The organism is Paenibacillus sp. IHBB 3054, assembly GCF_051594305.1.
GTDB lineage: Bacteria > Bacillota > Bacilli > Paenibacillales > Paenibacillaceae > Paenibacillus_AQ.
Window position 1 is genome coordinate 173,992 of record NZ_JBOFBG010000002.1, and the last position, 12,849, is coordinate 186,840.

Here is a 12,849-nt window from a genome sequence, read left to right on the forward strand (position 1 = left end):
GGAGGCTACATCCGGCAGGGAATGGTGATCTGTATACAGGTGCCGATTCCAGATCGGCTGGCGATGGCTACGCCATACCCGTTCCCTCCATGCAGCTTGATCCGGGAATCGACATTGCGGATGCCGTAGCCGATCCGGGGTCCTTCCGGTGCCAGAATCTGCTCTATGGTGTCTGCGTTCATGCCCACACCATTATCAATAATTTTGAATACAATGTCCGTTTCCCGCTTCTCCACGACAAGCCGGATTCCGATCGTACTTCCGAACCAGGCATGCTCTAGCGCATTCTCAAGCATCGGCTGCAAAATCAGCTTGACGGTCATATAATCCAGCGCCGCAGGATCAATATCGTAATAGACGGACAGCCGGTTGCCGTATTTGATACACTGAATGGCAATATAGGCCTTGGCATGTTCAATTTCCTTGCCGACCGTAGTGAGAATTTCCCCGCGGTTCAAGGAGAGCCGGTAGAATTTCGCCAATTCCTGAACGAGAATATGCAGTTTCTGAATATCTCCGAATTGTGCCAGACGGTTGATCGAGGACAGGGTATTATATAGAAAATGGGGATTGATCTGGGCCTGGAGCGATTCCAGCTCCGCTTCTTTTTTCTGGAGACCGGCAACATAATTTTTGTGGATCAGCTCTTCGATATTACTGCCCATCCGGTTAAACGCTGCAGCAATCTGTGCCAGTTCATCGTTGCCTTTATAATGGATTCTTTTCTGGAAGTCGCCATCGCGAAAAGCATTTAGTGAACCTACAATTTTTTGGATTCGCCGCGAAAAATAACTGGAAACACCAATACCCAGGAAAGCCAGCACAAAAGCGCTGATCAGGCAGACGATCAATGTCATCCTCCGCACGTTATTCGCACTTTCGTCGAACAGGCTGTTCGGAATGTAGGCCCGCAGCTCCCAGCCCAGGCCGTCCAGCGGTTCACTCAGCAGCAGCCGGTTTCCGGTCCGGGAACCCTTCAATCCCTCCGCTTCCAGAGCTGATGATTCCAACACCACCTTTCCGCTACCGTCCAGCACCTCAAGAGTCGTGTGCTCTCCAATCTTGTCGTAATCCACCGAGTCCAGCAGGTCGCTTATTTGGACGGTCACGCGAACCAGCCCGATGCGCTGCCCCCGTTGGACATCGTCCAGTTGCTGCAGCAGCGAAATATTGCCATAGCTCTCGTCGCGCAGAATCTGGCGCCATAGTCTTTGGTCCGCCATGCTTCCGGAGAACTCCAATCCACGGTACCAGTCTGTCTCCTGTATCCGTTTCAGATGATGAATCTCGTAACGTTTAATCGAAAGCAGCGGATTCTGATCAATATCTGTGTAGTATAATTCCGGAAGGGTATCGTTCTGGAGGTAAAGGGACAAGCCGATATTGCTGGCTGTGTAATTCAGAAGATTTTCAAGCGCCGGCATCAGTGTCTTCGTCATCGTCTCATAGCTGTACCATCCCTGCTCGTAGCGGCGCAGAGCGCTCTGCAGACTGTAATTGTAATACAGCATTTTGGAAATCCGTTCAACATCATCCGTGCGGTAACGAATATTGTCCCGTATCTGCTGCAGCGTGCCTTGTATATTTTCCCGTGTCTTCTCTCTAAGGGAGTTCACGGAATGCGCATAGGCGAACATCCCTACGGTAAGAACGGCAAACAGCAGACAGAGTACATAAGGTACAATCAGCTTATATCCAAAAGGCACATTTAGCATGCGGCGCATGTTATAGATGCCTCCGGTAATCGCCCGGACTGACGCCATAATAATCCTTGAACTGCTTGCTGAAATGGGACAGATTCTTATATCCGACCTGGTGTGCAGCTTCATAGACCTTCAGCTTGGGATCTCCAAGCAGCAGCTTGACACGTTCCACCCGCCTTATGGAGACATAATCGGAGAAATACATGCCTGTCTCATCGTAGAAGATTTGACCCAGGTGATTGGGGGAGAACGAGAAGTGGATCGCCGCATCCCGCAGCATGACGTTATTTTCCAACTCCACCTCGATGTAGGCTTTAATTTCCTCGATAAGCTTGTATTTCTTGCCCTGCCGTTTCCGCTGAAGCCGTTCAGAGAGCTCGAACATCCGGCGGCGGAGCCAGGATTTCATATCCTGGGTTGTCTCAAATTGATATAAAATGCTGAGATGTTTTCTGTCCAGCCCCAGCAGAATATAAAAGTCCTCGTTAATCGTATGCAAAAAAGCATCCAGTTTGGAGACAATGTGCAGAAACAGCTGGTAGATTTCCAGCTTGGTTTCCATTTTGCCGACCCATACGAACAGTTCCTCATTGCAATCGTCGACAGCGACCAGACGGTAAGAAGATACCGCCAGAAATAAAGACTGCAGAATATCATCCAGATCCTTCGCCGTGGCCGAGATCGGACCTTTGGCATCGGTATGGAGAATCAGCTTGCCCTTGCCCAGAAACAGCTTCAGTCCCAGCGCCTCTTTGGCCCGCCGGAAGGAGAGATGCAGCTCGGTAAGACTTGTCACAGGCGGACCAACCCCAATAGTCACTGTAAGCGGTGTCCCGCTGACCGCCATAGCAATCAGTCCCTGCAGCCGGCTGCTGTCCACCCGTTCTTCCACGATGAGGGCATACCGGAACCGGTCCAGCCGGCAGAACTGAATCCGTTCCTGAGCACAAAATTGCTCGACCGCTGTCTCTAGCCTTTTCTCCATCTCCGCCTTGGCTTCTTCCCCAAACCCGTTCAGTTTCCAGGATAAATCATCCGGTTCAAGCAGCGCGGTGTACAGCACGGTCCGATGCCAGGTAATCCCAACCTGCTGCAGCAAGGGCAGCATCTTGTCTGCATCCGGCATGCCGTCATCCAGCAGCTGCATGAACAGCTCCCGTTTCAACAGGGGCTCCGAATCTGAGAAGCAGCGCTGCAAATGGGATTGCGCCTGTTCCCGGTCCAGAATGCCCCGCACCTCTTCAAGCGTCCTGCGCATATCTGCATCATCTACAGGCTTCAGGACATAGCCGGAAGCACTCATCGAAATCGCTTGCTTGGCATACTGAAAATCCTCATGGCCGCTGACAAAGATGATCTTCGGCTTTGGATTAAGCTCCAGGGCAAGTGCTCTGCGAGCCAGCTCCATCCCCGACATGATCGGCATTCTGATATCGGTGACGATGATATCCACGGTTTGTGACCTCAGCACCTCCAGTGCTTCAAAGCCGCTGCTCGCGGCTGCGCAAACGTCCATGCCTAGGCTCTCCCAGTTCATGAAGCGCTGCAGTCCTTCCAAATCCAGCAGTTCATCGTCAACCAGCAGTACCTTGTACATATCATCCCATCCTTCAAATCTGTATAGATGAGCTTAACCCGTACTTCTGCCCGCAGTTCCTTATCCAACCTTACATTTTTTAGCAAAAAGGGTATACTTGGTTACAGTATACCCCACAGGTACAGCAGACTCTAGCGTTATTTATTTCATCTTGCTGAGGTTGTTTTGCCATCTTTCCGTCTGGAATTTAAGCAGCTTGCCGTAGCCGGCACGTTTAGCATCCTCATTGGCTTTGCTTAAGAGGGAGCGCACTTCGTCATCGCTTTTGGCATACAGCGCTTTAGCAAAAACCTCCTGATAGATATCGTTGACAGCCGTCGCAATCGTTCCCTCTTCGGAATCCGGCAGCGGGTCCAGATTCGCAAACTCCGTAAAGTTCTTCGAAGTATTCCATGTGACTTTTTTCTGAGCCAATGTCGTCCAATTTTGTTTCTCTTCCGGCAGCTGCGCATCCATCAAAGCCTTGGTCTGATCAATGAAGGTGGTGTTGCCCACCCAATTGAAACGGCCGATTCTTTCCTTGTCTTTATCAGCCTGTGGAGTATTCAGCCCGGCCTCATTCTGAATCGGCACCCCATCAGCATCTGATTCATCCCAGTACAGGCCCTGGCGTCCAAAATTCAGGATACGCTGTCCCTCTTCACCTGTTGCCCAGTCCAAATAGGAGAAGATCGCTTCCGGGTCCTTCGCTTTCTTCGTAATCACAAGCACATTCCAGCCGAGCGAGCTGTAATTGTTCGGAGTGATCTTCTTCGCGTCAAGCCCTGCCTTATGAATCGGCCAGATGATGTCGTACCCGGACTCCGGATCAAGGGTCCGCAGCGCGTTGTTCGCATCCCGGCCCGGATTGACCACATCACCCTCCACGAATACAGCAACCCGGCCTGTCACAAGCTTCTCTGTCACTTGATTGCCCGTTTGTGTGAATGCATCCTGGGTGATCAGCTTCTCACGGAACAGCTTACTGGCGTACAGCATGTTCTCGGTGAATATGGGATCCTCAAAAATTGATTCCAGCGCATTTCCCACCGGATTCGCCTTAGGCAGATAAGGCTTATTCTCGGCAAAGCCGCCATACATCGTATCAATGCCCCGGCCCTTAGCCCCAATCTCCAGCGGGATCACGTCATTGTATTTCTCCTTGACCTGCTTCAGGTAGGCATACAGGTCATCATAGGTTTCCAGCTTCGGGGAACCCAGCTCTTTATAAATCTTCCGGTTAATAATCCACCCGCCATTGCCATTGGGACTTGAGGTATACCAGTTCGGGAACTGGTAAAGCTTGCCGTCGTCGGAGCGGAGCATGCCCAGCGTGGCTTCACCGGCATTATTTTTCAGATTCGGATATTGATCAAGGTATTCATCCAGCGCCACAAGCATTCCTGCCTGCCGCAAACGCTCCACATTGGCACCACGGTCCATCATAATAACATCCGGCAGACTGCCCGAGGCAATCATCGTGCTGAACTTGGTTTCTGCGGCACCGCTGGACTGGATGGGTGTCATATTTACCTTAAGGGTATCTCTAATCCAGGCGGTTGTGGAATCCTTGCCCCACGGCTCTGTAGTGTCCCAATCGTAATTGCTGTAATAACTGAAAGTAACCGGCTTTACGGTGCTTCCTACCGTTGCGGCAGGCGCAGTATCAGTAGCTTTGGCAGTTTCCGCAGCAACAGGTTCTTTCGTCGGTTCAGCGGTGCTTTGAACGGTTGCATTGTTCCCTCCGCCACAACCCGACATCAGCAGCAACGAACACAATACAGCCGTCAATACCGGCAAGCTCTTGTTACGCTTCAAATGAGTAACCCCTCTCTAATGCTTACTATACGCACGCAAACTCTGAATCATTAGCAAACCATTCATTTCATAAGAAGCCGCCTATTCCTTTAATGAACCGATCAGCACGCCTTTGACAAAATATTTCTGCAGAAACGGATAGACCATAATAATCGGCAAGGTTGCCACCATGGTTGTGGCCATGATCAGTGATTTGGACGTGACTGATTTCATCAGCGCCAGCCGGTCCTGAGCCGCCGCATTGGCACCGATGGACTGCAGCTGATCTGTCACGATATTAGAATTTAAAATCTGCTTCAGCAAAGTCTGGATCGGAATGAGATTCGGATTATTAATATAAATGCTGGCCGAGAACCAGTCATTCCAGTGCCATACCGCCGTAAACAGTGACAGGGTCGCCACAACAGGTCCGGAAATCGGTAAAATAATCCGGATCAGCACGCCGATGTGATTGCAGCCGTCAATCCGTGCCGACTCGGCCAGACCTGCAGGCAGCCCCAGAAAAAATGTCCGGAAAATAATCATGTTATATACGCTGATTAATCCGGGAATCACCAGCACCCAGAAGGTGTCCATCATGCCAAACTCGCGCAGCAGCAAGTAAGTTGGAATCAATCCGCCGCTGAAATACATTGTAATGACGCAGAACACCATGAAAAATTTCCGGCCCATCAGCTCCTGCCTGGATAAACCGTAAGCCAGAATGGCTGTGAACAGCACCGACAGAATCGTCCCGACTATTGTCCGCAGAACGGAGACCATGAACGCCTGACTGATCCGGCTGTCATGGAACACCACTTCATAATTGTCGAGCGTCGGGCTGCGGGGCCAGAACGTAATGCCGCCAAACGCCGTATCCGCGCCCGTATTGAAGGAGATCACCAGTGAATTCCAGAAGGGATACAGGGTGACGAAACCCAGCAGGATCAGCAGGAAATAGATGATCACTTGCAGCACTTTATCTCCCCGCGACAGCTTCATCATAACCTGTTCCCCGCTTTCCGATAGACTGTCCCGACATTAGACCAAGTTTCCAAAAGCCTAATCGACCTCTCTTTGCTTACCATAAGCTTGAGCCCATTCTTCTGGCCGCTTTGTTGGCAATAGCCAGCAAGCTGACGCTGATAACCGCTTTGAACAAGCCTGCTGCCGCCGCATAAGAGAACCGGCTGTTCAGAATCCCCATGCGGTAGACATAGGTGTCGATGACATCCGATACATCCCGCAGGATCGGATTGGTAGCCAGAATCAGAATATCCTCAAATCCGGCATTCAGAATGTTGCCCACAGCCAGAATCATAAAGATGATAATAACCGGCCGGATGCAGGGCAGTGTGATCAATTGAATCTGCTTAAAGCGGCCCGCCCCGTCAATGGAAGCGGCTTCATACAAATGCGGGTCAATGCCGGCAATGGCTGCCAGATAGACAATCGCCGCAAAACCAATTTCTTTCCACACCCCCGTTCCAACGAGTATGCCCCAGAAGTATTCCGGCACCGACAGAAAGCTGATCGGCTCTGAGGTAAGATCCAGACTCATCAGCAGCATGTTTACGCTTCCATTATCCGTCGAAAGCATCGACCCTACGAACCCGCCGACGATGACCCAGGAGAGAAAATGCGGTAAATAGCTGACAGTCTGAATGATCCGCTTGAACGCCATCCTCCGCACCTCATTCAGCATCAGCGCCAGCAGGATGGGTGCCGGGAATCCGAAGCACAGCTTCAGCAGACTGATGACAATCGTGTTGCGCATCACCGTCCAGAAGTCGGGCGAATTGAAGAATGCTTCAAAGTGCTTCAGCCCGACCCAAGGACTTTGAAAAAAACCGCCGAACAGCTGATAATCCTGAAAGGCCATCAGCACCCCATACATCGGCAGATAGCTGAATACGAAGATAAAGATCATTGCCGGTACAACCATCAGCTGAAGATCCCACTGCCTGATCCATCTGGACCAGGAAGAAACAGAATTCCCTTTCTTGTAAGGTAAGGCCCTTGGTTCGATTTCCACATTTGTCATCCTTCCTGTGTCTTTGCTTTACACCTTAATCTTATGTCGCACAGGAAGGACGTACCAGTACCGTGGTCAACGAAAAATGTGGTCTGGCAATGATGACAATCAGCAGCTTGTATGCGGCCCAATCATCTATTCCTCTTCCTCCGGCAGCTTGATGGCCTTCACGTTGTCAATGTACAACGTACCACTGCCTTGGGTTCCGCTGCCCTGGGCCACATAGAAAGCAAATTCCTTGATAGAGCCCAGATCAATCACACCGTTGCCGCTGGTGGCCCACCCCGGTTTGGCAAAACCGGTAAATGGAAGAGTGACCAGCACCGGTGCAGTACCCTGGATCTTGAAGCTGGTTTCCCAAACTTCACCGTTCGTCTCATGGAACTGGACAGCCAGCTGGCGGTTCGAGCCATCCGGCTGCAGCCAGAAGGATATCGCTTCCATCCCCGGCCATTCCTTGCCCATGCTGCGGTAGACCCCCCCGTAACTGGGATTCCCAATCGTATAATCCAGCTTCAGGCCGTAGGTGCCGCTGTTCGTATGGTAGGTGTCGAGTGTTACCGTCGCTGCGTTGCCTGAGATGTTGCGCTGCCATTTCGCACGCAGACTGCTGTTCGAACCGCCGTACTCCTCGAAATCATCAATCACATAGCTGTCCACCGGCGGAGGAACAAACGGACCGTTGCCGGTTTCACCGTTGTTTAATGCGCGGGGATGGCTGTAAAGTGATTGAATGCCGCTGAGTGAATTTTTATCGGTCAAATATCCGGACCAGGTCATGAAATATACGTACCGCGGCTGTTTCTCCTGCAGCATCTCTATATCCGGCAGCTCCCCGTTCTCCCCGATCGCAATGGGTCTGCCGCCGCTCAGCTGCACCAGCTTGTTGTAATACGTATCACGGTAATCGTTGTTGTAAATATCCATCGCCAGCACATCCACCTCATCATGTCCGGGATAATAAGGGGCTGAATCATAGGCCCAGGAGCTTTCCGCATTCGGGCTCCACACCCAGATTAAATTGTCCAGCCCATGCAGATTGGTGAAGCGGTCGTACATATTGTGCCACAGCTGCCGGAACAGCTCGGGACGCGCCCCCCACCAGAAGAATTCAGCGTTCATCTCGTGATAAGGCCGCCACAGCACCGGGATCCCTTCATCCCTTAGCTGCTGCAGATAACAGGCTACTTCGTCCATTTGTGCCGCCCACTGGTCATACAAGGCTGTACCGGGAGTTACGATATCTGTCATCTGGGCAACCGTAACATCGCCCGTGACACTTTCCCAGCCAGCCGTTGGCGCATCCATCGGCCTAGGCTCATGATAGGTCAGCGTCACCATGGCTCCCGATTCGCTTTTCACAATGGCCTCGTCGATCATCGCCTGGCGCAATGCGCTGAAGTCCCCGCCGGTGTAATAGGCGAAATCCGAGCCCCACAATGCCGGGTAATATCCGGTCAGCTCTGCTGCCGTGTCATACCACAGGCTGGGTTGTTCGTAGTAATTATGCTGCCCCGTATAAACGGCATTGCCCACCGTGGCGTACAGCCGGTCCAGCAGCTCCACTGCCTCTTCCGAAGCATTCGGATTCACCGGATACATCTTTTCTGTGGTCACCTGGAGCGCACTCGCAGCTGACACCGCAGTGCCTTCGCTGACCGCCTTCACCTCGATGTCATACAAACCTTCCGGCGACAAGCCCTCCAATTTGTATGCATACAGTGCTTGACCGGGAACATACGGCACCGTTACATTTTGCCACTCGGTATCGGCTGCTTTTTTATACGAAATCTTGTAAGACTTTACGCCAAAGGGACCTGAAGAAGCTTCCCATTCCAGATTGGCGGATACACCATCCTTACCGGTCACTGAGAATCCCGCGGGTGCCCCGGGTGCAAGCTCCAGCGGAAGCTGCGGAAGTTTGCCGACAACAACCTGATCAAGGAAGAGCTCCGCACCAGTAGTGTTACTCACTGCAAAGCGCATGGACTGGGCTGCTGCGCCGGTGAGTACCTGCTGCTCCAGCCGTTTCCAGCCTAAAGACGCCTCTGCTGGCAGCGGGTGCGTAATTGTGTCATTGTCCTGATAGACGGCAAGACTTACTGTAGCAGGCGGGACAGACGTCGCAGCTGAAGATCTGCTCCAATACGAAACCAGATAAGAGGCATCGCCTTCGGCGGCCATCTCAGCGGTCTTAATTCCTGATTGGTTCAGGAGCTTCAGCGCATACCCTCCCGAGTACGTATCATAAGTTACCGTCTGCACGGTCCCCGTGGTTTCCCAAGGCACTACACTTCCGCTCTCAAAACCGCTATTAGAGACAAGGTTCGTCCCCGGAGTTGCTTCCAGTCCCATCACCGCATCTGAAGTGTTGCCTGCCGCATCCTTGGAGTGCAGCATAATAGCGTACACTGAAAATGGATCCAGCTGACTTAGCGTATAAGTGTGCATTGTGACTGTCTCCTGATGGGGTACGGTCACTGTGCTCCAGTCCGGCGCGTCTGTTTTTTTGTACGACAGCTGGTAGGATGCTACGCCCATATCATCCGTCGATCCCGCCCAAGTCAGCTTCAACGCTTCCGGCTCATGCTCGGCCTGCCAGACACCGGGCGTTGTCGGCCGTTCGATATCCACATTTTCACGAATGACTGCATCGTCAATATAGTAATCCTTGCTGGTGCTGTTCCAGAACGATAGACGGACATGCTGATCCCCGGGAGCGGGGGTATACAGCAGCTGACGGTATTCCCAACTCGTCGAACCCGAGAACTGAAGACTTTGTTTGCCCTGCTGCGTGCCGAATGAATCCATATCAATTACAGCATGGGTCACTCCTGCTCCGGCGAATTTGACCCATAAACCGACACGATAGGTTTTGCCTTGCTGCACCGCCACAGACGCCGAGGCTCCCCCGGTATTCCGTTTCACCTGAAGACTTTTATCCCCTCCATGCTTTTCACTGGCAGTCACTACAGGGCTACCCCACTTCTCCCACCCGACATCACCTGACTCAAAACCTGGATTACCGAGCAGGTTCTCTCCTGCCGCACGCGATGGAGCAGGAAACACAGCGATCGATGCAATAAACAGAGCGACGGCCAGCCAACCATGGAACCATTTTTTGCCCGTTTGTGCAACCACTTTGTTCAGGCCTCCATTTGAAAAAGCCGGTTTATATTCGATGTTGGCATCGTCCGGCCCCTTCAATGTAAGCGTTACCATTTAACTGAACAAGAATCATTTGCAACGAAAAGTTTGTTTTAGCAACGACTAATTTGAAAAGGTCACCTCTGCTGCTGTTTATCCCTGTCCGTAACTGCCGATGTACGAAAAGCTCCGTTGCCGCAGGAGACTGCGAGCACCTGTCCTCCTGCGCAATCGACGGCAATCCCCTTCCAGCGGGGTGCGCCAAGAGATAGATTCTCCCACTCCTCCCAGGACAAACCTCCATCCCGGCTGCAGACGACCCGTGCCTCCGTTCCGGTACGAACCATCGGCTCACAGGCCAGAATCAGCAGGTCCTTGCCGGAGTTCCCCTTACCCACAGCAAGCGCCGACACATTGAACCGTTCTCCCTCCCCGGCCGGGAACAGCTTGCTCCAGCTTTGCCCGTTATCTTCGCTGCGCCATAACCCTTCCGAGATAAATCCCGCATACAGGGTGCCTGCATGAGCGGGCGAAAACGCCACTGCATTTAATACTGAGGACGGGCTGCTGTACTGAAAAGGAAGTCCCGCACCGATGGATTGCCAAGTGTCCCCGCTATCCTCCGACCTCCAGATTCCCTCCGTCCACTCCCCGAGCATAAGATGTCCTGCCTGATGGTAATCCGTGTCCAGCAGTTGATTGGCTCCACAGGCATTTTTGACCTGATAGACAACTACCGGCAGCAGCTCGGCTTCAATCCACTTCTTCTGATGCGGCAAGGTTGCTATATGCGCCGGAGGACGGAATGATGTCTGTTCCCAGGATTCTCCCCCATCTCTGGAGCGGTAGATTCCAGCTCCGGCGGCCATCTCACCGTCCACATAAGCATAAAAAGTTCCTGGGTTGCCCCTATCTTCCCGCAATGCCTGGACGAACAGCCCCGGACCAAGGGAAAGTACGGTTGCCGCGCTGTCGCCTCCGTCACGGCTCAGTGCAATGCAGGCCGTTCGCCCATGCCCGACAAGCCCGTACAGATAATGCTTGGAGTCTGTTCCGGACATGACGGCAGCAGTACTGCCTGAGTAGCCATCCAGTCCCGGTAAATTGCGGAAGGTCTGCCCGCCATCCTCCGTGATCTTGGGCGGATGGTCTGCCATCGTGACGCAGAACTCCCCCGGCTGCACCGTGTCAGCGATCACCGCTTCCATGCAGGTCGTTTCCAGCCCGCGGAAATGATTCGCCCGCCAGCTCTTCCCCCCATCCTCGCTGATTGCAACTCCATACCAGTTGCATAGATAGAGGCGGTCCTTGCTGAAGCGGTCTACGATGATTTTGGAGATCGCCCAGCCTGTTGCCGCTGCCCGGGATCCTCCGCTGAAATGGTCCATATACGCCGGAAAGCCGCTGAGGTTTTCATCGGAATGATGATGGAGCAGTTGCCAATGTCCACCCCAGTCAGAGGAAACATACAGTGGAATCGGTGGACACTCCTTCATATGCGGCCGCAGATCCGGGGCAGTGTACCATCTTTCCGTGTGATGGCAGTCCTGCACAATGGTCCCGTATCTCTGTCTGCCGGGCAGCAGACCTTCTTCCGTGGAAGCCCAAGTCCTGCCGCCATCGGTGCTGCTCCGGATTCCGCCCCAGATCGTAGCCGCCAGCAAATGCTGGTTATCAAGGCTGTCGAATGACAGCTCGGCAAAGCTGGGGCCTTCCTGCAGCAGCTCCCAGGATTCTCCCAGATCAGTGCTGACATACAGCTTGCCTGACCTGCCCCGGGGCTGATCCTGAAGCAGACCCAATACGCCGCCTTCGCCGACTTCAACATAATCCATGTTCAAATCGTCATCGCTTATTGTTCCGGCATACAAGACACCGGGAACAGACGGGTGAAATGCAACACAGCCAAACCGTTCCTCTGGAAGCCCCGTGCGTCTCCAGGTCTCGCCTTCATCCCGGCTGATCCAGAAGCCGCCGGTATACCCTCCGGCGGCGATTATGTCCGGGTGATGAGGGTCTGCCGCGATCACCTCACCGTACATCCTGGTGGGACCATTTCCATAGAATCCCATACCCGTGCAGACTTCCCGCCAGCTATGCCCGCCATCGGCGGATTTGTGGACCGAACCATAGAACTTCCGGCTCCTGACCTCCCCGGTGCAGCGAAACAGTACCTCCGGGTGATGCGGACTGATCGCAAAGCTCTGTACCTGATGGTGATACGCCTTCGTCAGCCCGCCATTCAGCGTTTCCCAAGTCTCCCCGCCATCGGAGCTGCGGAAGACACCCGCGACATCGCAGCGGGCATACACAATCCCGCTTATGGCCGGGTGCTGAATAAGCCCCGTGATATACCCGCCTCCACCCAGTGAAGCCGGAGTCCAGACTTGCGCAGTATTTTCGATGTTATTCATAATGCTTAATACCTCCTCTACATCTCTTCAAGCTTACACCCGGGCTTCAGTTACGGGCATCCCTGCGAACAACGAATTGTGCCGCTGGGCAAGGAAGATGTTTTCATCAAAAAGTTATAAAACTACCCGTTCACACAAACAGAAATGATAGTCATTGCATCTCTTATACTATCCAAC

7 protein-coding genes are annotated in these 12,849 nt (G+C 52.9%); all 7 read right to left on the reverse strand.

Annotation, left to right across the window (positions count from 1 at the left end; all coding sequences use genetic code 11):
- Nucleotides 1-5: 5 nt before the first annotated feature.
- The 7 genes from ACQ76X_RS04445 to ACQ76X_RS04475 all read right to left on the reverse strand — a co-directional run bounded on the left by ACQ76X_RS04445 (nt 6) and on the right by ACQ76X_RS04475 (nt 12,672).
- A complete protein-coding gene (locus ACQ76X_RS04445) occupies nt 6-1,763 on the reverse strand; it encodes a cache domain-containing sensor histidine kinase (protein ID WP_438491854.1) in 1,758 nt (585 codons plus the stop codon).
- Complete coding sequence (locus ACQ76X_RS04450) at nt 1,726-3,300, reverse strand: response regulator (protein ID WP_438491856.1); 1,575 nt, start codon at nt 3,298-3,300, stop codon at nt 1,726-1,728. The genes ACQ76X_RS04445 and ACQ76X_RS04450 overlap by 38 nt, the downstream gene beginning before the upstream one ends.
- 141 nt (nt 3,301-3,441) lie before the next feature.
- Nucleotides 3,442-5,040 carry an extracellular solute-binding protein gene (locus tag ACQ76X_RS04455; RefSeq protein ID WP_438492104.1) on the reverse strand — a complete coding sequence of 533 codons (1,599 nt, stop codon included), beginning with the start codon at nt 5,038-5,040 and terminating at the stop codon, nt 3,442-3,444.
- 138 nt (nt 5,041-5,178) lie between these two features.
- Complete coding sequence (locus ACQ76X_RS04460; protein ID WP_438491858.1) at nt 5,179-6,081, reverse strand: carbohydrate ABC transporter permease; 903 nt, start codon at nt 6,079-6,081, stop codon at nt 5,179-5,181.
- A gap of 76 nt (nt 6,082-6,157) precedes the next feature.
- Nucleotides 6,158-7,021, reverse strand: a complete 864-nt coding sequence (locus ACQ76X_RS04465; protein WP_438492105.1) for an ABC transporter permease — start codon at nt 7,019-7,021, stop codon at nt 6,158-6,160.
- A 225-nt stretch (nt 7,022-7,246) separates the two neighbouring features.
- The gene (locus tag ACQ76X_RS04470; RefSeq protein ID WP_438491860.1) at nt 7,247-10,252 is read right to left on the reverse strand and encodes a glycosyl hydrolase; all 3,006 of its coding nucleotides are present in this window, start codon (nt 10,250-10,252) and stop codon (nt 7,247-7,249) included.
- 143 nt (nt 10,253-10,395) lie between these two features.
- Nucleotides 10,396-12,672 (reverse strand): hypothetical protein, encoded by a 2,277-nt coding sequence (locus ACQ76X_RS04475; protein ID WP_438491862.1) that lies wholly within the window; start codon nt 12,670-12,672, stop codon nt 10,396-10,398.
- Nucleotides 12,673-12,849: the final 177 nt, after the last annotated feature.

Coding starts and splice junctions, on each gene's coding strand:
- ACQ76X_RS04445 (WP_438491854.1), bottom strand. CDS start 1,763: ATGGCGTCAGTCCGGGCGATTACCGGAGGCATCTATAACATGCGCCGC.
- ACQ76X_RS04450 (WP_438491856.1), bottom strand. CDS start 3,300: ATGTACAAGGTACTGCTGGTTGACGATGAACTGCTGGATTTGGAAGGA.
- ACQ76X_RS04455 (WP_438492104.1), bottom strand. CDS start 5,040: ATGTCGGGTTGTGGCGGAGGGAACAATGCAACCGTTCAAAGCACCGCT.
- ACQ76X_RS04460 (WP_438491858.1), bottom strand. CDS start 6,081: ATGATGAAGCTGTCGCGGGGAGATAAAGTGCTGCAAGTGATCATCTAT.
- ACQ76X_RS04465 (WP_438492105.1), bottom strand. CDS start 7,021: ATGGTTGTACCGGCAATGATCTTTATCTTCGTATTCAGCTATCTGCCG.
- ACQ76X_RS04475 (WP_438491862.1), bottom strand. CDS start 12,672: ATGAATAACATCGAAAATACTGCGCAAGTCTGGACTCCGGCTTCACTG.